The sequence below is a fragment of the Castellaniella caeni NBRC 101664 genome (genome assembly GCF_001592225.1).
Classification (GTDB): Bacteria; Pseudomonadota; Gammaproteobacteria; order Burkholderiales; family Burkholderiaceae_B; genus Castellaniella; species Castellaniella caeni.
The window spans coordinates 1-21,168 of sequence record NZ_BCWN01000023.1 but is presented as its reverse complement, the minus strand read 5'-3'; the positions used below and the strand labels follow the sequence as shown (position 1 = coordinate 21,168).

General features: G+C 65.9%; 16 protein-coding genes. 3 read left to right on the top strand and 13 right to left on the bottom strand.

The genetic code is table 11. From position 1 onward, the window contains the following. Positions 1-3: 3 nt before the first annotated feature. The 3 genes from pstC to ppk1 all read right to left on the bottom strand — a co-directional run bounded on the left by pstC (position 4) and on the right by ppk1 (position 4,447). Positions 4-945, bottom strand: a complete 942-nt coding sequence (gene pstC, locus CCA01S_RS12825; RefSeq protein WP_103035597.1) for a phosphate ABC transporter permease subunit PstC — start codon at positions 943-945, stop codon at positions 4-6. Between the two features lie 158 nt (positions 946-1,103). Beyond that, positions 1,104-2,150, bottom strand: coding sequence for a phosphate ABC transporter substrate-binding protein PstS (gene pstS / locus CCA01S_RS12820; protein WP_066459138.1), 1,047 nt, complete (start codon positions 2,148-2,150; stop codon positions 1,104-1,106). 227 nt (positions 2,151-2,377) lie between these two features. After that, positions 2,378-4,447 carry a polyphosphate kinase 1 gene (gene ppk1, locus CCA01S_RS12815; protein ID WP_066459136.1) on the bottom strand — a complete coding sequence of 690 codons (2,070 nt, stop codon included), beginning with the start codon at positions 4,445-4,447 and terminating at the stop codon, positions 2,378-2,380. A 67-nt stretch (positions 4,448-4,514) separates the two neighbouring features. Here ppk1 and CCA01S_RS12810 point away from each other — a divergent pair, with 67 nt between their 5' ends. After that, positions 4,515-6,002 (top strand): Ppx/GppA phosphatase family protein, encoded by a 1,488-nt coding sequence (locus CCA01S_RS12810; RefSeq protein ID WP_066459134.1) that lies wholly within the window; start codon positions 4,515-4,517, stop codon positions 6,000-6,002. 1 nt (position 6,003) lies between these two features. On the opposite strand, the gene CCA01S_RS12805 is transcribed toward CCA01S_RS12810, so the two are convergent. From CCA01S_RS12805 to CCA01S_RS12785, 5 genes are all read right to left on the bottom strand, one after another. Further along, positions 6,004-6,753 carry a GNAT family N-acetyltransferase gene (locus CCA01S_RS12805; protein ID WP_066459132.1) on the bottom strand — a complete coding sequence of 250 codons (750 nt, stop codon included), beginning with the start codon at positions 6,751-6,753 and terminating at the stop codon, positions 6,004-6,006. Between the two features lie 20 nt (positions 6,754-6,773). Next, the gene (gene glmM / locus CCA01S_RS12800; RefSeq protein ID WP_066459130.1) at positions 6,774-8,114 is read right to left on the bottom strand and encodes a phosphoglucosamine mutase; all 1,341 of its coding nucleotides are present in this window, start codon (positions 8,112-8,114) and stop codon (positions 6,774-6,776) included. Next, positions 8,111-8,950 carry a dihydropteroate synthase gene (gene folP, locus CCA01S_RS12795; protein ID WP_066459128.1) on the bottom strand — a complete coding sequence of 280 codons (840 nt, stop codon included), beginning with the start codon at positions 8,948-8,950 and terminating at the stop codon, positions 8,111-8,113. The genes glmM and folP overlap by 4 nt, the downstream gene beginning before the upstream one ends. 23 nt (positions 8,951-8,973) lie before the next feature. Then, positions 8,974-10,884, bottom strand: coding sequence for an ATP-dependent zinc metalloprotease FtsH (gene ftsH, locus CCA01S_RS12790; RefSeq protein WP_066459126.1), 1,911 nt, complete (start codon positions 10,882-10,884; stop codon positions 8,974-8,976). Between the two features lie 131 nt (positions 10,885-11,015). Next, complete coding sequence (locus CCA01S_RS12785) at positions 11,016-11,663, bottom strand: RlmE family RNA methyltransferase (RefSeq protein WP_066459124.1); 648 nt, start codon at positions 11,661-11,663, stop codon at positions 11,016-11,018. A 17-nt stretch (positions 11,664-11,680) separates the two neighbouring features. On the opposite strand from CCA01S_RS12785, the gene CCA01S_RS12780 reads away from it, so the two are divergent. After that, complete coding sequence (locus CCA01S_RS12780; RefSeq protein ID WP_066459122.1) at positions 11,681-12,319, top strand: YhbY family RNA-binding protein; 639 nt, start codon at positions 11,681-11,683, stop codon at positions 12,317-12,319. A gap of 129 nt (positions 12,320-12,448) precedes the next feature. Here CCA01S_RS12780 and greA read toward each other — a convergent pair whose 3' ends face one another. The 5 genes from greA to carA all read right to left on the bottom strand — a co-directional run bounded on the left by greA (position 12,449) and on the right by carA (position 20,047). Then, entirely contained in the window at positions 12,449-12,925 is a 477-nt protein-coding gene (gene greA, locus CCA01S_RS12775; protein ID WP_066459120.1) for a transcription elongation factor GreA, read from the bottom strand. Between the two features lie 352 nt (positions 12,926-13,277). Beyond that, on the bottom strand, positions 13,278-14,651 hold the full coding sequence (locus CCA01S_RS12770; RefSeq protein WP_084386749.1) for a solute carrier family 23 protein: 1,374 nt from the start codon (positions 14,649-14,651) through the stop codon (positions 13,278-13,280). A gap of 118 nt (positions 14,652-14,769) precedes the next feature. Continuing rightward, a complete protein-coding gene (locus CCA01S_RS12765) occupies positions 14,770-15,615 on the bottom strand; it encodes an SDR family oxidoreductase (protein ID WP_084386748.1) in 846 nt (281 codons plus the stop codon). 6 nt (positions 15,616-15,621) lie between these two features. After that, positions 15,622-18,861: a carbamoyl-phosphate synthase large subunit gene (gene carB, locus CCA01S_RS12760; protein WP_066459119.1), complete on the bottom strand. Its 3,240-nt coding sequence runs from the start codon at positions 18,859-18,861 to the stop codon at positions 15,622-15,624. A 16-nt stretch (positions 18,862-18,877) separates the two neighbouring features. Beyond that, a complete protein-coding gene (gene carA / locus CCA01S_RS12755) occupies positions 18,878-20,047 on the bottom strand; it encodes a glutamine-hydrolyzing carbamoyl-phosphate synthase small subunit (protein WP_066459117.1) in 1,170 nt (389 codons plus the stop codon). A 159-nt stretch (positions 20,048-20,206) separates the two neighbouring features. On the opposite strand from carA, the gene tal reads away from it, so the two are divergent. After that, positions 20,207-21,168: transaldolase (gene tal / locus CCA01S_RS12750; protein WP_066459115.1), on the top strand; the 962-nt coding region annotated here is incomplete at its 3' end.

Below are 21,168 nucleotides of genomic sequence, written 5' to 3'. Positions count from 1 at the left end.
AGCTTAATGTTTGGCGCCTTCTTTGCGCGACAGTTGCAGCAGCATGAACTTGGACAAGGCCAACACCACCGTGGTGATCAGAAAGAGGATGAGGCCCAGTTCGAGCAGGGCCGACTTCTGCAGCCCCCCTGCTTCGTTGAACTCGTTGGCCAGGGCCGAGGCGATGGAGTTGGAGGGGGAAAACAGCGATTCGGGCAGGTTGAACGCGTTGCCGATGACGAAGGTGACCGCCATCGTCTCGCCCAGCGCGCGCCCCAGGCCCAGCATGATGCCGCCAATGACGCCGTGCTTGGTGAAAGGCAGGACGACTTTCCAGACGACTTCCCAGGTGGTGCTGCCCAGTCCGTAGGCGGATTCTTTCAGCATGGCGGGCACCTGCTCGAAGACGTCGCGCATCACGGCGGTGATGAAGGGGATGATCATGATGGACAGGATGAGCCCGGCGGTGAACAGGCCGATGCCCATGGGCGGGCCGGCAAACAGGCGTCCCAGCACCGGCACGCCGTCGAACAGATCGACCACGTGGGGCTGCACGTATTCCTGGAACAGCGGCACGAACACGAACAGGCCCCACATGCCGTAGATGATGGACGGGATTGCCGCCAGCATCTCGATGGCGATGCCCAGCGGACGGCGGATCCATACCGGGGCCAGCTCGGTGAGGAACATGGCGATCCCGAAAGAGACCGGCACCGCGATGACGAGGGCCAGCAGTGCGCTGATCACGGTGCCGAGGATCGGCACCAGGGCCCCGAAATGCTGGCGCACGGGATCCCAGTCATTCGTCCAGAGAAACGCCACGCCGGACGCGGCCAGGGTGTCCCGGCTGCCATAGACCAGCGACGCCAGGATCCCGGCCAGCAGAACGAAGACGAGAAACGCAAACACCCGGGTGAGCTGCCGGAAGGCGGCATCGACCAGCAGACTGCGCTGTTTGTTGATCATGAAAAAGGGTTCCGTTGCGACCGTGCCCCACCCGCGGGCGAGGCCTTCGACAGGCATTCAAAAACCGCTATTTTCCCACAGGCCACCCAAGGCTGCCCGTGGAAAACCGCCAACCCGCCCGCATCCCCGGCCTGAACGGGACGGGCGGATCGACGGGCTCAAGGCCAGACGGGCTGGTCGTCCGCAGCGCGAATCTGCCTGGCCCACACGCCGCGGATTTCATCCGTGAGGGCCTGCGGCAGCGGCACGTAGTCGAGGCTGGCGGCCATGTCGCCACCCTCGCGCCAGGCCCAGTCGAAGAAGGCCAGCACTTCATGCGCGCGCTTGGCGTCCGTCTGCCGCGCCTGCATCAGGATGAACGTGGCCGCCGTCACGGGCCAGGAGTCGGCACCGGGCTCGTTGTTGAGGATCAGCCCCATGCCCGGCGCGGAAGTCCAATCGGCATGGGCGGCAGCGGCGGCAAACGAGTGCTGCGAAGGCTGCACGAACTGGCCGTCGCGGTTCTGCAGCTGTGTCCAGGCAAGGCCATTTTGATGCGCGTAGGCATATTCCAGGTAGCCGATGGAGTTGCTCAGCTGGCGGACATAGGCGGCCACGCCTTCGTTGCCCTTGCCGCCCTGACCCACGGGCCACTTGACGGCCTTGGCCTGGCCCACCCGCTCCCGCCACTCGGGGGACATCCGGGACAGGTAATTCGTCCAGCCAAAGGTCGTCCCCGAGCCATCGGCGCGGTGCACGACCACAATGCTCTTGGCCGGCAGCGCGAGGCCCGGGTTGAGCCCGGCGATGGCCGGGTCGTTCCACTTGCGGATCTTGCCCAGGAAGATATCGGCCAGCACCGGGCCGGTGAGCTTGAGCTCGCCCGCCTTGATGCCTTCGACGTTGATCACCGGGACCGTGCCACCGATGACGGCGGGAAACTGCACCAGGCCATTTTTCTGCAGCTCATCGGGTTTCATCGGGTCGTCCGAAGCGCCGAAATCCACGGTCTTGGCGATGATTTGCTGCTGCCCGCCGCCCGAGCCGATCGACTGGTAGTTGACGCGGTTGCCCGAGGCCTGTTGGTATTGGGCAGCCCATTTGGCGTAGATGGGATACGGAAAGGAAGCGCCCGCGCCGGTCAGATCGACCGCCAGCGCCGAGGCACTGGCGGCCGCCATCAGGGCCAGACCCGCCGTGCATTGAACCAGCATCCGTTTGAACATGTGAGATTCCTGTAGGGATGATGTAGGCGACAGATGCCTGATCTGTCAGGACAGGATGATAGGGATGCTTGATGACAGAATAATGACAGGCCGCTCCGATTCGACAGGCTGCCAATAGCCCGCAGGGGCTATTCTTGGCTTGAAGCAGCTCCCCCACCTCGCGGCCTGCAGGCCGCTCCGATTCGACAGGCTGCCAATAGCCCGCAGGGGCTATTGGCAGTCCTGTCTCATCCTAACCTCGCCATGAGGTGTTGGTGCAGGTTGACGGGGGCGCGGCGGTTGCGCACGCGCTGGTAGCGGCCATCGGGCTGGGCGGCCCAGGCAAGCTGGTTGTCGCGCCAGGCGAAGGTGAAGGCCTCGTCGATGACGCGACGACGCAGGGTCTTGTCGAGCACCGGGAAGGCCAGTTCGACGCGGCGCAGGAAGTTGCGATCCATCCAGTCGGCGGACGACAGATACAGCGGCTCGGCGCCGTCCTGGTAGAAATAGAACACCCGCGAGTGTTCGAGAAAGCGGCCAATGATGGAGCGCACCCGGATGTGCTCGGACAGACCCGGCACGCCCGCCTGCAGGGCGCAGGCGCCGCGCACGATGAGATCGATGCGCACGCCCGCCTGGCTGGCCTCGTAGAGCGCCTGGATGACCGTGGGTTCGAGCAGGGAATTCATTTTCGCGCGAATACGGGCGCGCTTGCCCGCCCGGGCGAACTCGGTTTCTGAGCGGATCAGATCGAGCACGGTTTCGTGCAGCGTGAAGGGCGACTGCAGCAACAGCTTCAGCTCGCGCCGCGCGCCCAGGCCCGTGAGCAGCGAAAACACCTGATCCATGTCTTCGCAAATGGTCTGGTTGGCCGTGAGCAGACCGAAGTCGGTGTACAGCTTGGCCGTGCGCGGATGATAGTTGCCCGTCCCCAGATGGCCATAGCGCCGGATGCGCCCGTCTTCGCGGCGCAGTACCAGCGCCATCTTGGCGTGCGTCTTGTGGCCCACCACGCCATAGCTGACGTGCGCCCCCACTTCTTCGAGGCGTGCCGCCCAGTTGATGTTGGTCTGTTCGTCAAAGCGGGCCATCAGTTCGACCACCACCGTCACCTCTTTGCCCGCGCGAGCCGCCGACAGCAGCAGGCTCATGAGTTCGGAATCCTCGCCCGTGCGGTAGATGGTCTGCTTGATGGCCACCACCTGCGGGTCGAGTGCCGCGGCACGCAAGAACATGAGCACCGGCTGAAACGACTGATACGGGTGATGCAGCAGGCGGTCGGCGGTGGACAGGGCGGCGAACAGGGCCTCGGGGCGCTGCAGATCGCCGTCGAAGGGGGCCGGAATGCGCGGCCGAAACACCGGGTATTCGAGATCAGGCCGCTTGGCGCGGTTGCACAGCTGCATCAGCCGCCCCAGGTTGACCGGGCCGTTGACGCGATAGGTATCGGCGGCCCCCAGGTTGAACTCGCGCTGCAAAAACAGTTCGAGGTCGGGCGGCATGGCATGCGCGATTTCCAGACGCACCGAGGCGCCAAAGTTGCGCTGTGAAAGTTCGCCCTGCAGCGCCTGACGCAAATTGGTGATTTCTTCTTCATCGACGAACAGGTCGCTGTTGCGCGTGACGCGCCACTGATAGCAGCCCTGCACGTCCATGCCCGGGAACAGGTCGCCGACGAAGGCATTGATGAGCGTGGTCAGCAACATGAAGCCGTCGCTGATGCCGGAGATTTCGGGCGGCACCTTCATCATGCGCGGCAAGGCGCGCGGCGCCTGCACGATGGCGATGTGTCCCTCGCGGCCAAAGGCGTCCTCGCCGCTCAGGGATACGATGAAGTTCAGGCTCTTGTTGTAGACCCGGGGGAAAGGATGCGCCGGATCGAGGCCGATCGGGGTGAGCAGCGGCATGACGTCGCGCTGGAAGATGCCATAGGCCCATTCGCGCTGCAGATCGGTCCAGCCGGTGGAATAGATGAGGCCCACGCCCTCTTCCATCAGCCGGGGCATGACTTCGCCCGTGAGCAGGCGGTTCTGCCGATCGACCAGGGTGTGCGCGGCGCGCTGCACCTTGTCGAAGGCCTCGGCGGGCGCCATGCCGTCAGCCCCGCGCAGCTCGGGGGTCTGGCGCTGCTGTTCTTTCAGGCTGGCCATGCGGATTTCAAAGAATTCGTCCAGATTCGAGCCCACGATGCAAAGATAGCGCAGGCGTTCGAGCGGGGGCACGTCCAGGCGCTCGGCCATGGACAACACGCGCTCGTTGAATTTGAGGACGGACAGCTCGCGGTTCAGAAGCGGCGGCGTAGCGGGGGCGCCATGCATGGGAACTCCAAATCCTGTCGTGAATCGGCCACTATAATCCCACAGAGTGACACTTTCAGGTAAGACTATGGATGAGCGGCTAGCCTCGATCGACCTCGGTTCCAACACCTTCCGCCTCTCCATCGGTCGCATCGTGCGCCACGGCGACACCCTTCAGCTCTACACCGAAGACAAGCTGCGCGAGCTCGTGGCACTGGCCAACGGGCTGGACGAGCACCTGCGCATCGACGCCCCCACCATGACCCAGGCGCTGGCCGCCCTGCGCCGCTTCGGCGAGCGACTGCAAGGGTTCTCCGCCGACAACGTCCGCGCCGTGGCCACCAACACCTTCCGCGTGGCGCGCAACGTGGCCGATTTCATGCCCGAGGCCGAACGCGCCCTGGGCTTTCCCATCGAAATCATTTCCGGGCAGGAAGAAGCACGCCTTATCTACCTGGGCGTCATCCAGGATCTCCCGCCATCCGAACACCGGCGCCTGGTGATCGACATCGGCGGCGGCTCCACCGAGTTCATCATCGGCCAGGCGGCCAAGCCCCTGCGGCTGGCCTCCTTGCAGCTGGGCTGCACCACCTGGACGCGCCGCTTCTTCCCCAAGGGCCGCATCACTCGCGCACGCATGCAGCAGGCCACCCTGGCCGCACGCAGCGTCATCGCCGGCATCGTCAAAGACTATCGCGGCATCGGCTGGCAAGAGGCCTATGGCTCGTCGGGCACGGCCAAGGGGTTGCTGGCGGTGTTGGTCGAAAATGGCCTGAGCGCCGAAGGCATCACCCTGAACGGTCTCGAACGGCTGGCCGACGCCCTCGCCCAGGCGGGCGAAGTCCGCCTGCACGACTGGGCCGGCCTGAAGGCCGAGCGCGCGTCGGTGCTGGCGGGCGGCCTGGCCATCATGACGGCGGCCTTCCACGAGCTGGGCATCGAACACATGGGCGCGGGCGACGGCGCACTGCGCGTGGGCGTGCTGCACGACCTCATGGGCCGCGACTCGCACCACGACCAGCGCGACCAGACCGTGCGGCAGATGAGCGCCCGCTACCAGCTGGACGCCGACCAGGCCGGCCACGTGGGTGCGCTGGCCTTGCGGCTCTTCGACCAGCTGCGGCTGCACCCGCAGCCGGGCGTGACCGACCTGCGCAGCGCCCTTTCCTGGACGGCGCAGCTGCACGAAGTGGGCCTGGCCATCGCGCGCAACGACTACCACAAGCACACGGCCTACATCCTCGAACACGCCGACATGCCGGGCTTCTCGCGCGACGACCAGCGGCTGCTGGCCTTTCTGGCCCTGGGCCACCAGGGCAAGCTGGCCAAGGTGCGCCCCTACGCCCCCAGCCACGACCAATGGCTGACCCTGTGCTGTCTGCGCCTGGCCGTCCTGCTGCTGCGCCGCCGCGATGCCGCTGACACGCCCGACATGGGCATTCGCGCGCAAGGGCAGAGCATCACGCTCGACGTGCCCCCCGGCTGGCTGCAGGCGCACCCGCTGAGCGCCTATCTGCTGAAATCGGAAACCGACATCTGGCGCAAGGCCGGCTTCACGCTCGACCTCGCCGACTGACTCACGCCAGCCCGAAATGCCGCCGGTAGCGGGCATCGAGCCATTCGAGATCCAGCAAAATCGGAAAATCGGCGGTGTGGAAATCCGGATCCCAGGCGGGGGCACCGCAGATGGTGGCCCCAAGCTTCAAATAGCCCTTGATGAGCGGCGGCACCCGGGTCGGCAAAGTACTGTCCAGGCGTGCCAGCGGATACGGATGCAGGGGCCGGATTTGCGGTAATTCGGGGTGCGCCGCCATCAGCGCCTGGGCTCGGCGCCAGACCTCGGAAGCCGTCACGCCGCCATCGCGCAGGCTGACGCTGGCACAGCCCAGCATGTAGCGGTAGCCGCCCTGCGCCATCACCTGCGCCAGGCCCGACCACAGCAGCATGATGGCCGTGCCGTGGCGAAACCCGGCGTCGATGCACGAGCGCCCCACCTCGACCAGCTGCGGCCTGAGGGCGTTCAGCGGTGTCAGGTCGAATTCGGACTCTGAGTAGTAGGAGCCCGCCCGCAGCGCGGCCTCGGGCGTGAGCATGCGATAGGTGCCCACAACGCGCTGCGAGGCGGTGTCTCGCACCATGAAATGTACGCACCAGGGGTCGAACCGATCGACGTCCCGGCCATCCCGAGCCTGCGGAAAATGCGCCCCCAGGTCTTCGGTGAAGACGCGAAACCGCAAGCGTTGCAAGGCATCGAGTGCGTCCGCCGTGCGCGCGATACTGAGCGTGAGGCCACCCGCCTCGACACCGGCCCAATCGATCAGTTCCATGGAATGCGACTGCGAGGCGCTCAGGCCAGCTTGACCGCCAGCAGCTGACGCACCCCGTCTTCGGCCAGGGCCTCGTCGTCGGCCTCGACCATCAAACGCAGTTTGGGCTCGGTGCCCGAGGCGCGGATGAGTACCCGGCCCCGATCGCCCAAGCCCGCTTCCACGGCTCGCGCCGCCGCCTGCAGGCCGGCGTGCGACTGCCAATCGACCCCTGGCGCCAGCGGCACGTTGACCATTTTCTGGGCATACAGGGTGAGATCGGCCACGAGGTCGGCCAGGGGCGCCTGGGCGTGCTGCATGGCCGCCAGCACCTGCAAGGCGGCGACGATGCCGTCGCCCGTGGTGTGGCGGTCGAGGCACAGCAGATGACCCGAGCTTTCACCGCCAAACAGCCAGCCATGCTGGTGCAGCAGTTCGAGCACATAGCGGTCGCCCACACGGGCGCGCTCAAAGGGGATGCCCAGCTCGCGCAGGCGGCGCTCGAAGCCAAAATTGCTCATGAGCGTACCCACCACACCGTCGATCTTCTGCGTCTTGGCGCGGTCGCGCACGATGGCGTAGAGCAGCTCGTCGCCGTTGTACAGGCGTCCGCTGGCATCGACCATCTGCAAGCGGTCGGCATCGCCATCCAAGGCAATGCCGAGGTCGGCCTCTTGCGCCCGCACGGCGGCCACCAGGGTCTCGGGGTGCGTGGCACCCACTTTTTCGTTGATGTTGAAGCCGTCGGGTTCGCAGCCGATGAGGGACACCTCGGCGCCCAGCTCGCGGAACACATGGGGGGCGATGTGGTAGGCCGCGCCATTGGCCGCATCGACCACCAGCTTCAGGCCTTGAAGATCGAGCTCGTTGGGAAACGTGCTCTTGCAAAATTCAATGTAGCGGCCAGCGGCATCGGTGATGCGCCGCGCGCGCCCCAGGCCTTCGGAATCGGCGCAGCCCACCGGCTGCTGCAGCATGGCCTCGATGGCCGCTTCGGTGGCATCGGGCAGCTTGGTGCCCGCCGAGGAAAAGAACTTGATGCCGTTGTCGTAGTGGGGGTTGTGCGAAGCGCTGATGACAATGCCCGCCGCCAGCCGCCAGGCGCGCGTGAGATAGGCCACGGCGGGGGTGGGGATGGGCCCGGCCAGCAGCACGTCCACCCCTGCGGCGGACAGCCCGGCCTCGAGCGCGGATTCGAGCATGTAGCCGGAAATGCGGGTGTCCTTGCCGATGACCACGGTGGGCCGACCCGCGCTCACGGCGCCTTGCGCCAGCACCCGGCCTGCGGCATAGCCCAGGCGCAGCGCGAACTCGGCATTGATGCGATCACCGCCCACGATGCCGCGCACCCCGTCGGTTCCAAAATATTGACGTGCGCTCATGCACGGACTCCTTGTTCAACCGCCGACCAGACACGCAGGGCATCGATGGTATCGGCCACATCGTGGACACGCAGAATGTGCGCCCCCCGCACCGCCGCCGCCAGCGCGGCCGCCACGCTGCCGCCCAGGCGGCGGCTGGCGGGCCGACCCGTGACGGCGCCAATCATGGATTTGCGCGACACGCCGATCAGGCTGGGATACGTGGTTCCCACGACTTGGGGCAGTTCGCGCAGCAAGGCGTAATTGTGCGCCACTGTCTTGCCAAAGCCAAACCCCGGATCGAGCACGATGCGGTTGGCGGCCACCCCCGATTCTCGCAGGCGCGCGGCACCCGCGGCCAGATAGTCGCGTACCTCGGCCACCACGTCGGCGTACACCGGGTCTTGCTGCATGGTGCGCGGCTCGCCGCGCATGTGCATCAGACACAGGGCGCTGTCCGAATCCCGCACGGCGTCCAGCGCGCCTGCGGCCGTGAAGCCGGCAATGTCGTTGATCATGTCGGCCCCGGCCTGCAATACGGCCCGCATGACCTCGGGCTTGCAGGTGTCGATCGAGATGGGCACCCCGCAATGCAGCAGCCCCTGCAGCACGGGCAGCACACGGCGCAGTTCTTCGTCCACAGAAACGCTTTGCGCACCGGGCCGGGTGGACTCGCCGCCAATGTCGAGCAGGTCGGCCCCCGCTTCCACCAGGCCCAGGGCGTGCGCGATGGCCTGTTCGGTCTGGAAGTGGCTGTTGCCGTCTGAAAAGGAATCCGGGGTGACGTTGACGATCCCCATGACCAAGGGGCGTTCCAGCGACAGCTGGAAACGCCCGCATTGAAGAGTTGAATGCATGAAGCTTCCGAGGAGAGGCCCGGTCAGACGGGCGTGGTGGCCGTGCCCTTGTCCTGGCTGGCGGCTGGCTGCCCCGACGAGGGCGGCGTGCGCGGCGTGTTGTCGCTGCCGCCCGAGGAAGACTGGCGCGGAGGCCGCGGCGGCTGCCCGGCCAGGATGTCGTCGATCTGTTCGGCGTCGATGGTTTCCCATTCGAGCAGGGCATGCGCCATGGCATGCATTTTGTCCTGGTTGGATTCGATGATGTCGCGCGCCACGCGGTATTGCTCATCGATGATGCTGCGGATTTCGTTATCGACCTTCTGCATGGTGGCTTCGGACACGTGCGTGGTCTTGGTGACGCTGCGGCCCAGGAAGACCTCGCCTTCGTTTTCGGCATAAACCACCGGCCCGAGGGAATCGGTCATGCCGTAGCGCGTGACGATGTCGCGGGCAATGGCCGTGGCGCGTTCGAAGTCGTTGGAGGCGCCCGTGGTCATCTGGTGCATGAAGACTTCTTCGGCGATGCGCCCGCCAAAGAGCACGGCAATGGTGCTGAGCAGGCGCTCTTTGTCCATGCTGTAGCGGTCGTTTTCGGGCAGCTGCATGGTGACGCCCAGCGCGCGCCCGCGCGGAATGATGGTGACCTTGTGGACGGGGTCGGTCTTGGGCAGCATGCGCGCCACCAGGGCGTGGCCCGATTCGTGATAGGCCGTGTTGCGGCGTTCTTCTTCGGGCATGATCATGGAGCGGCGTTCGGCACCCATGATGATCTTGTCTTTGGCCTTTTCGAGGTCGTTCATGTCGACCGTGCGGCCATTGCGCCGGGCGGCGAACAGGGCGGCCTCGTTGATGAGGTTGGCCAGATCGGCCCCCGAGAAGCCCGGCGTGCCGCGTGCCAGCACGTTGGCATCGACGTCTTGCGCGATGGGCACCTTGCGCATGTGCACCTTGAGGATTTGCTCGCGCCCGCGGATATCGGGCAGCGACACCACCACCTGGCGGTCGAAGCGGCCCGGACGTAGCAGGGCCGGATCGAGCACGTCGGGACGGTTGGTGGCGGCGATGACCAGCACCCCCTGCCCGGTCTCAAAGCCGTCCATCTCGACCAGCAACTGGTTGAGGGTCTGTTCGCGTTCGTCGTTGCCGCCGCCCAGGCCGGCGCCGCGCTGACGGCCCACGGCGTCGATTTCGTCGATGAAGATGATGCAGGGCGACTGCTTCTTGGCGTTTTCGAACATGTCGCGCACACGGGCCGCGCCCACGCCGACAAACATTTCGACGAAGTCGGAGCCCGAGATGCTGAAGAACGGCACCTTGGCCTCGCCCGCAATGGCCTTGGCCAGCAAGGTCTTGCCCGTGCCCGGAGGGCCGACCATCAGCACACCGCGCGGGATGCGCCCGCCCAGGCGCTGGAACTTGGTGGGGTCGCGCAGGAAATCGACGAGCTCTTGCACGTCTTCTTTGGCTTCGTCGCACCCGGCAACATCGGCAAACGTGATGTTGTTGTTGTTTTCATCGAGCATGCGGGCGCGCGACTTGCCGAAGCTGAAGGCGCCCCCCTTGCCGCCGCCCTGCATCTGGCGCATGAAGAAAATCCACACGCCGATGAGCAGCAGCATCGGGAACCAGGAGATGAACAGGCTGGTGAGGAAGGACGGTTCTTCGCGCGCCTTGCCGGAAACCTGCACGCCGTCCTTGACGAGTTCGGGCACCATCCAGAGATCGCCTGGCGAGGTGAGGCTGTAGGCGCGGCCCGATTCGGGCGTGACGTAGATGGTGTCGCCCTGGATGTCCACCTTGTTGATACGGCCTGCGCGCGCATCTTCCATGAATTGCGTGTAGGTGACGGTGTCGCTGCCCACGGCGGGGCGACCGTCGAACTGCTTGAACACCGTAAAGAGCACGAGCGCGATCACCAGCCAGACCGCGATCTTGGAAAACGAGTTGTTCAAAGCCAATCTCCTGGATTTTGCTACGGCCAGCCTGCCGCCCGCCCGAGGGCGCGATTACAACAAGCTGACACTTACGTCAATGTTTCATTCTACCTGAATCCGCCCGCGCGCCACGAAATACCCGCGGTGGCTCAAGTGTGCCGGGGCGCCTTCAGGCCACGGCCCACGAGAAAGGTCTCGGCGGACTCGCCCCGCGAGGCCTTGGGCTTGCGCTCGACCACGCGAACGAAGTGCTGCTTGAACAACTGCACGATCTGCGAAAAGCCGCTGCCGTGAAACGCTTTGACCACCAGCGCGCCATCGGGCTTGAGGTGTTCGCAGGAAAATTCGAGCGCCAGTTCGCACACATGGGCGATGCGGGCGGAATCCGCCGAGGCCACACCAGACAAGTTGGGGGCCATATCGGAAATCACAAGATCGACCACCTGCCCTTGCAGGCAATCGTGCAACTGCCGCAAGACGTCGTCCTCGCGAAAGTCGCCCTGGATGAATTCCACCCCGGCGATGGGTTCCATGGGCAGCAGGTCAAGGGCAATGACACGCCCGTCGATGACCCCGCCCGCCCCCAGCAGCCGCTCGCGCACGATTTGCGACCAGCTGCCCGGCGTGGCCCCGAGATCGACCACCACGTCACCGCGCCGCAACAGCTTTTCAGTGTCGAGGATCTCGCTGAGCTTGAAGGCCGCGCGGGCCCGGTATCCCTTTTGTTGCGCCATTTTGACGTACGGGTCGTTAATATGCCGGTGTACCCAGGCTTGGGAGAATTTTTTCTTGGCCATTCTCGTACAATTCCACTATGCCGAAACTAGAACTAAGCTCTCAGCAGCGCCGCGACTTGCGCGCTGCCGCACACCCCTTGCATCCTGTCGTCCTGATCGGAGATCGGGGCCTGACCGACGCTGTACTGGGTGAAATCGACCGCAACCTCGCCGCACACGAACTCATCAAGGTTCGCGTGGCGGGCGCAGAACGCGACGCGCGCGAAGCCATGCTGGATGCCATCTGCGAAGCCCTGTCGTGCGCCGCCGTGCACCATCTCGGCAAAACGCTGATTATCTATCGCCCCGACGTCATCGCGCAACAGGCCGCCATCGCCGCCGAGAACGCCACGCGGGCGGTACGCAAGAAGTCCGAACCCTACGTGCCGAAAAAGCAGGCCGCCCACCCGGGTGCCGCCCAGCCCCCTCGGCGCAAGGCGGGCGAGGCGCCGCGCCGCGAGCGCCGCGACACCCCCGCCGCCGAAGGGCGCTTTGGCCGCGGCGACGCACCGCGCGCCAGCCGTCGGGACGACCCCGAAGGGCGCCCCGGCACGCGTCGTGCACGCCCCTCGGGCGCTGGGCGCCCTGGCACGGCAGGCGCGCACGGCATCCCGCGTCGCAGCGGCAGCGCCTTGTCCCTGCGCGCCGGGGCACGCCGCGGGCGCACCTCGCGCTGAACGCCGGACAAGCGCCAGACCACACCAGCCAGGAAAAAGGCCGGATGCACGCCCCACATAAGGGGTGCATCCGGCCTTTTCGTCCCGGCGTGCCGAGGGCTCACGCCGCGGCACCCGTGCCGCCGCGGCTTACTGGTAACTGACCGAGCAGACCTCGTATTCGCGCACCCCGGCGGGCGCACGCACCTCGACGACGTCGCCCTGGCTCTTGCCGATCAGGGCGCGCGCCACCGGGCTGGACACCGAGATCATGTTGGCGCGGATGTCGGCTTCGATGTCGCCCACGATCTGGTATTTGAGCCGCTCGCCGGATTCGAGGTCTTCGATCTCGACCGTGGCGCCAAACACCGCCTGCCCCTGGACGTCGAGGTCGGCGGGATTGATGATCTGGGCGTTGGAGAGCGTGCCTTCCAGTTCCTGGATACGGCCTTCGACGAAGCCCTGGCGCTCGCGCGCGGCGTCGTACTCGGCGTTTTCCGACAGATCGCCCTGGGCACGCGCCTCGGCGATGGCGTTGATGACTTCGGGGCGCTCTACCGTCTTCAGACGTTGCAACTCAGCTTGTAAACGCTCTGCCCCGCGAGCTGTCAAAGGGATCGCAGCCATAATTTCCTGACTCAAAGTAAAAGACGCCCCATGCGCGGGGCGCCCGACAACAAGATTAATTGAAACGGGACGATGCCCGTCAGTGCCACGGCCCGCCGGAATCGGCGTAGCCGGGTGCGAGCAGCCTGACCGGTGAACCCGACAGGGCAATGGGCGGTGGGGAGATACCCCGGCACCAAACCTTAGCGATCGATGGGCTTGCTCGTGAAAAACCCCGGCCGGAACCGGGGTGCTGGGGCTATTGTGGGCAATCCGCGCAGAAAAAGCAAGGCCCTTGACGAATCTGGCGCGAACAGGATGACAGAAGGCCTGACACGCCGGGCGGCGCGGCGCCCCCCGGTTTGCCAACAGCCTACTGAACCGCCTCTTCCACCTCGGCCACGGCGGCGGGCAGCGTCGCCTGAGGCCGCCGCGGGGCCTTGCGCCCGCGCAGCAGGGCGTACAGGATGATGGCGCCGAAAGTGGCGGTGCCGATGCCGTCAAGCTTGAAGCCGCCCAGGGACACCGAGAAATTGCCCGCGCCCAGGATGAGCGTGACCGCCGCCACGATGAGGTTGCGGTTGTCGCTGAAATCCACCTGGTTGACAACCCAGATGCGCGCCCCGGCAATGGCAATCAGGCCGAAGACCACCACCGCCATGCCGCCCAGTACCGGGGCCGGAATGGCCTGGATGACGGCGCCGAACTTGGGCGAGAAGCCCAGCAGCAAGGCCACCAGGGCCGCCACCACGAAGACCAGCGTGGAATAGATTTTGGTGACCGTCATGACGCCGATGTTTTCGGCATAGGTGGTGACCCCCGTGCCGCCCATCGCACCCGAGAGCATGGTGGCCACCCCGTCGCCCAGGAAGGCGCGTCCGAGGTACTGATCCAGGTTCTGGCCCGTCATGGCGCTCACGGCCTTGATGTGCCCCAGGTTCTCGGCCACCAGGATGATGGCCACCGGCGCGATCACGCTGATGGCATGCGTCTCGAACACTGGCGCCGTCATGCGCGGCAGGCCCAACCAGGGGGCGGCGGCGATGGCGGAAAAATCGATCGGCGTGCCCAGGCCCAGGCCATTGGTCAGCAGCGCATACAGCGCACAGGCCAGAAACAGACCCACCAGAATCAGCAGACGCTGCACGAGCCCCCGCGTGTAGACCGCCACCCCACCCACGCAGAGCACCGTCATCACGGCCATGGCGGATTCGAACAGCGAGCTGCCCATGGCGTTTTTCGCCGCCAGCGGCGCGAGATTCAGGCCGATCACGGCGACCACGGCGCCGGTTACCACTGGCGGCATCCAGCGGTCGATCCAGTCGGCGGCCGCCCCCTGGCGGGAATTGGCCAGCATGGTCAGCAGGCCGATACAGGCGTAGATGAAGCCGCAGGCGATGATGGCGCCCAGCGCCACACCGATATTGACGTTGGGGCCGCTGCCCGAGTAGCCGGTGACGGCCACCACCCCGCCGATGAAGGCAAAGCTGGAACCCAGGTAGCTGGGCACGCGCCCGCCCACGAACAGGAAAAACACCAGCGTGCCCACCCCGGACATGAGGATGGCCATATTGGGGTCGAAGCCCATGATGAGCGGGGCCAGGATGGTGGAACCGAACATGGCGACCACGTGCTGGGCCCCCATGGCCACGGTCTGGGGCAGCGGCATGGTTTCATCGGGCTGCACCACGGCGCCATCGGCCGTGCCCGATACGCGTCGCCAACGCGGGAAATAAGTGGCATTCATGAAATGTATCCTGAGTCGCGGATTGGATTGGATTGATGGATGTATTCGAGGCCGCGTGCGTGGCGAGCCCCGCGCTGGGCGGGCCAGGTGGGCCGCACACGACGCGGCGCCGCGCGCATCAGGACGTATCACCGATGCGCGGCTTGCGCTTGCGCCGGGCCGCCAGGGCGTCATACCAGGCCCCGGGCACCAGCGGCAACAGGCGCGCCACCCAGGCCATCGGCCAGGGGATGACGCGATAGCGGTCGCGAGCCTCGATGGCGCGCACGGCGCGCGCGGCGAAACGCTCGACGGGCATCAGAAACGGCATGCGATAGGGGTTGCCCGCCGTCATGGGCGTGGCAATGAAACCCGGCGCAATCGTCACCACCCGCACCCCGCTGCCGTACAGCTCGACGCGCAGGCTTTCGCACAGGGCGCGCACCGCCGCCTTGGAGGCGCTGTAGGCCCCCGCCCCCGGCAGTCCGCGCACTCCGGCCACGCTGCCGATGCCCACCAGCACCCCGGCGCCGCGCGCCCGCATGGGCGCGATGAAGGGCTCGAAGGTGCTGACCATGGCCAGCACGTTGGTGTCGAAAATGGCCTCGAACACGGCGAAGTCTTCGGGCGCGTCGGCCAGCGTGCCGACGCTGATGCCGGCGCTGGCAATCACCCGGTCGACCGGCCCGCCAGCGAGAAAATCGGCGGCGGCCGCCCGCAGGGCCGCGCGGTCGCGCACGTCCAGCGGATAGAGGCGGTGCCCGTCGCCGGGCAGGGCGTCGCACAGCGCCTGCAGCGCTTGCGCGCGGCGCCCCACCAACCCCAGCACGGCGCCGCGCGCGGCATACGCGCGGGCCAGCGCCGCGCCGATGCCGCTGCTGGCGCCCGTAATGAAAACCCGTCCGGGCTGGCCAGCCGGGACGGGTGCGGACGCCGCCTCGCGCGCGGGCGAGGCGGAGGCGGACGCAGACGCGGTGTCCGCCATGGCGGCTCAGGCAGCCGTGGCCGCGTGCATGGCCTGCAGCGCGTAGACCTTCAAGCCGCCGCCGTGGCGCAGGTACTGCAGCCCTTCGACCGCGGCGCGGGCGCCCGCGATGGTGGTGAAAAAGGTGACCCGGTTGGCCAGCGACTGCGTGCGGATGGTGCGCGAGTCGGCAATCGCGTTGCGCCTCTCTTCGACCGTGTTGATGACCATGGCGATCTCGCCGTTCTTGAGCATGTCCACGATGTTGGGACGCCCCTCGGTGACCTTGTTGACCACTTCGACGGCCAGGCCCGCGGCCTCGATGACGGCAGCCGTGCCGCGCGTGGCGATGAGCTTGAAGCCCATGGAGGCCAGGCCGCGCGCCACCTCGACGGCGCGCGCCTTGTCTTGCGCGCGCACGCTGATGAAGACCTTGCCGGTTTCGGGCAGCAGGGCGCCCGCGGCGATCTGCGACTTGACGAAGGCCTCGCCGAACGACTCGCCCACGCCCATGACCTCGCCCGTGGACTTCATCTCGGGCCCGAGGATGGTATCGACGCCAGGGAACTTGACGAAGGGGAAGACCGCCTCTTTGACGCAGTAATGCACCGGTGCGGGGATGGCCTTGACACCTTGCGCCGCCAGCGACTTGCCGGACATGACGCGCGCGGCGATCTTGGCCAGCGGCTTGCCCGTGGCCTTGGAGACGAAGGGCACGGTGCGCGAGGCGCGCGGATTGACCTCGAGCACGTAGACCTCGCCGTCCTGGATGGCAAACTGCACGTTCATCAGGCCCTTGACGTTCAGGGCGCGCGCCATCAAGGCCGTCTGGCGCTTGATTTCATCCACGATCTCGGGCGAGAGCGAATACGGCGGCAGGCTGCAGGCCGAATCGCCGGAGTGCACGCCGGCCTGCTCGATGTGTTCCATGACGCCGCCAATGACCACGTGCTCGCCATCGGCCAGACAATCGACGTCCACCTCGGTGGCGTTGTTGAGGAAGTGATCGAGCAGCACCGGCGAATCGTTGCTGACCTTCACCGCCTCGCGCATGTAGCGTTCGAGGTCTTGCGGTTCGTGCACGATTTCCATGGCGCGCCCGCCCAGCACGTAGCTGGGACGCACCACCAGGGGATAGCCGATTTCACCGGCCAGGGCCAGGGCTTCGCTTTCGGTGCGCGCCGTGCGGTTGGCCGGCTGGCGCAGGCCCAGCTTGGTGAGCAGCTTCTGGAAGCGCTCGCGGTCTTCGGCCACGTCGATGGAATCGGGGCTGGTGCCGATGATGGGCACGCCATTGGCTTCAAGCGCGCGCGCGAGCTTGAGCGGCGTCTGGCCGCCGTACTGCACGATGACACCCACCGGGTTTTCTTTATGCACGATTTCGAGCACGTCTTCGAGCGTGAGCGGCTCGAAGTACAGGCGATCGGACGTATCGTAGTCGGTGGAGACGGTTTCGGGGTTGCAGTTGACCATGATGGTCTCGAAGCCGTCTTCGCGCAGCGCGAGCGCCGCGTGCACGCAGCAGTAGTCGAACTCGATGCCCTGGCCGATGCGGTTGGGGCCGCCCCCCAGCACGATGATCTTCTTGCGGTCGGTGGGCGCGGCTTCGTCTTCGTCTTCGTAGGTGGAATACAGATAGGCCGTGGTGGTGGCGAATTCGGCGGCGCAGGTATCGACGCGCTTGTACACCGGGCGCACGTTCATTTGGTGGCGCAGCTTGCGCACCTCGCCCTCGGTGGTGTCCAGCAGGAAGGCCAGGCGGCGATCGGAAAAGCCGCGGCGCTTGAGTTCGCGCATGGTCTCGTCGTCAATTTCGGAGAGCGTGCGCTGTTCGAGGGCCAGTTCGATATCGACGATCTCTTTGATCTGCGCGAGAAACCAGGGGTCGATCTTGGTGAGCTGGTGGACTTCGTCGAGGCTGAAGCCTTGGGCAAAGGCATCGCCCACGTACCAGATGCGCTCGGGGCCGGGCTCGCCCAGCTCGATCTGCAGGCGTTCGCGGTCGGTGGTCTTTTGATTGAGGCCATCCACGCCCACTTCCAGGCCGCGCAAGGCTTTCTGGAAGGATTCTTGGAAGGTGCGGCCAATGGCCATGACCTCGCCCACCGCCTTCATCTGCGTGGTGAGGCGCGAATCGGCCTGGGGGAATTTCTCGAAGGCGAAGCGCGGCACCTTGACGACCACGTAGTCGAGCGTGGGCTCGAACGAGGCGGGCGTGGCACCCCCGGTGATTTCATTGCGCAGTTCGTCGAGCGTATAGCCCACGGCCAGGCGCGCCGCCACCTTGGCGATGGGAAAGCCCGTGGCCTTGGACGCCAGCGCCGACGAGCGCGAGACGCGCGGGTTCATCTCGATGACGATCATGCGCCCGTTGGCCGGGTTGATGGCGAACTGCACGTTCGAGCCGCCGGTCTCGACGCCGACCTCGCGCAGCACCGCGATCGAGGCGTTGCGCATGATTTGATATTCTTTGTCGGTGAGGGTCTGCGCCGGGGCGACGGTGATGGAATCGCCCGTGTGCACGCCCATGGGGTCGAGGTTTTCGATGGCGCAGACGATGATGCAGTTGTCGTTCTTGTCGCGCACGACCTCCATCTCGAATTCTTTCCAGCCCAGCAGCGATTCTTCGATCAGCAGTTCGTGGGTGGGCGAGGCCTCGAGGCCGCGGCGGCAGATGACTTCGAATTCTTCGGCGTTGTAGGCAATGCCCCCGCCCGTGCCACCCAGCGTGAAGCTGGGGCGGATCACCATCGGAAAACCGGAGTTGTTCAGCTCGGTGGCGATGCGCTTTTGCACCGCCCAGGCGTCGTCCATGCTGTGCGCAATGCCCGACCTGGCTGAATCGAGCCCGATGGACGTCATGGCATCCTTGAACTTGAGGCGGTCTTCGGCTTTGTCGATGGCCGCGGCGTTGGCGCCGATGAGTTCGACGCCGTGCTTGGCCAGCACGCCGTGGCGGTCGAGGTCGAGCGCGCAGTTGAGCGCCGTCTGCCCGCCCATGGTGGGCAGCACGGCGTCGGGTTTTTCGATTTCGATGATTTTTTCGAGCGCCTGCCAGGTGATGGGCTCGATGTAGGTGACGTCGGCCGTTTCCGGGTCCGTCATGATGGTGGCCGGATTGCTGTTGACCAGAATGGTGCGGAAACCATCGGCCTTCAGGGCCTTGCAGGCCTGTGCACCGGAGTAGTCGAATTCGCAGGCCTGGCCGATGATGATCGGGCCGGCGCCGATGATGAGAACACTTTTGATATCAGAACGCTTGGGCATGAGGTGACCGTGTGAATTATTTGGACGACTGGGCTTTGTGCTGGGCCATCAGGTCGATGAACTTGTCGAACAGCACCAGGATGTCGTGCGGGCCGGGGCTGGCCTCGGGGTGCCCCTGGAAGCAGAAGACCGGCTTGTCGGTGAGTTCGAAGCCCTGCAGCGTGCCGTCGAACAGCGACACGTGCGTGACGCGCGCATTGGCGGGCAGGCTGGCGCCATCGACAGTGAAGCCGTGGTTCTGGCTGGTGATGAACACGCGCCCGGTGGCCAGTTCCTGCACAGGGTGGTTGGCCCCGTGGTGGCCGGTCTTCATCTTGACGGTGCGCCCGCCCAGGGTGATGCCCAGCACCTGTTGGCCCAGGCAGATGCCGAACAGGGGAATGCCGCGTTCGAGCACGGCCTTGCAGGTATCCACCGCGTACTGGCAGGCGGCCGGGTCGCCCGGCCCGTTGGAGAGAAACACGCCGTCGGGGTTCTGCGCCAGGATGTCGGCCACCGGGGTGGTGGCCGGCACCAGGGTGATGCGGCAGCCGCGATCGGCCAGCAGGCGCAGGATGTTGGACTTGATGCCGTAGTCGTAGGCCACCACGTGGTATTCGGAATTGTCCTGGCGACGGAAACCCGCGCCCAGCTGCCAGGTGCCCTGCACCCAGGAGCCCGCTTGCGGGGTGCTGACTTCGAGGGCGAGATCCTGGCCTTCCATGCCGCCAAAGCCGCGTGCCAGTTCGACGGCGCGCGCCACGTCTTCGCCCACCAGAATGCAGGCGCCCTGCGCGCCACGCTCGCGCAAAATACGTGTAAGCTTGCGCGTATCGACACCCGAGATGGCAACGATCCCTTGCGATTTCAGGTAGTCGGGCAGCGATTGCGTGGCCCGAAAATTGGAAACGCGCGCCGGACAGTCGCGCACCACCAGGCCGGCGGCGTGAATCTGGCTGGATTCGACGTCTTCCGCATTGACGCCGGTGTTGCCGATGTGGGGATACGTCAGGGTGACGATCTGGCCGCTGTAGCTGGGATCGGTGAGAATCTCTTGGTAGCCGGTCATGGCGGTATTGAAGACGATCTCGGCGACGGTAAAGCCATCCGCCCCAATGGAAACGCCCCGAAACACAGTACCGTCAGCCAAGGCAAGAATTGCTGGAACAAGCCCTGCGGGCCCTTCTGGAAAGATTGACGGCAGCAAAATAATACCCCAGTTGTAAAGTCGATATATAAACCTTCCTATTATACAGTCTCCTCAGGGTTTCTCCGTGGTCGCGGCAGAAATTCGCGCCGATGCAAAGGCATGAAAATGGTCTACAGTAAGAGGTTTATCACCTTTCTACTGTGAGGCTAGGGTCTTATGAGCCACCAACTGGATGCACTGCGTGCCTTGACCACAGTCGTTGCCGACACGGGCGACTTTGAAACCATGCGGGCCTACCAGCCAACAGACGCGACGACCAACCCGTCCCTGATCCTGAAAGCCGTGCAGCAAGCCGCATATCGTCCCCTGCTCGAGCGCGTGCGGCGCGACCATGGCGCGGCCCCGCTCACCGAACAGGTCGATCGCCTGCTGGTGGCCTTCGGGCGCGAAATCCTCGCCATCGTGCCGGGCCGCGTCTCCACCGAAGTGGACGCACGCCTGTCCTTCGACACCCAGGCCAGCATCGAGCGCGCGCGCCAGATCATCGGCCTGTACGAGGCCGCCAGGGTGCCGCGCGAGCGGGTGCTGATCAAGCTGGCCGCCACCTGGGAAGGCATCCAGGCGGCGCGCACGCTCGAAGCCGAAGGCATCCACTGCAACCTCACACTGCTATTCTCGCTGCCACAGGCCATCGCCTGCGCGCAGGCGCGCGTGACGCTGGTGTCGCCCTTCGTGGGGCGCATCTACGACTGGTACAAAAAGGCCGCGGGCGCGGCCTGGGACGAAGCCGCACAGGCCGGGCCCAACGACCCCGGCGTGCAATCGGTCACCCGCATCTACCGCTATTTCAAGGCCTACGACATCCCCACGCAGGTGATGGGGGCCAGCTTTCGCAACATCGGCCAGATTCAGGCGCTGGCGGGCTGCGACCTGCTGACGATCAGCCCGGCGCTGCTGGGCGAACTGGCGGCCTGCACCGACGCCCTGCCCGCGCGCCTGACGGTGGCCGACGCCAAGGCCGACGCCCCCGAGTGGGTGGCGAGCAACGAGGTGGCTTTCCGCACGCAGCTCAACCAGGATGCCATGGCCACCGAAAAGCTGGCCGAAGGCATCCGCCTGTTCACCGCCGACGCCATCAAGCTGGACGACCTGCTGGTTCAGGCGCCGGTGGCAGCCTA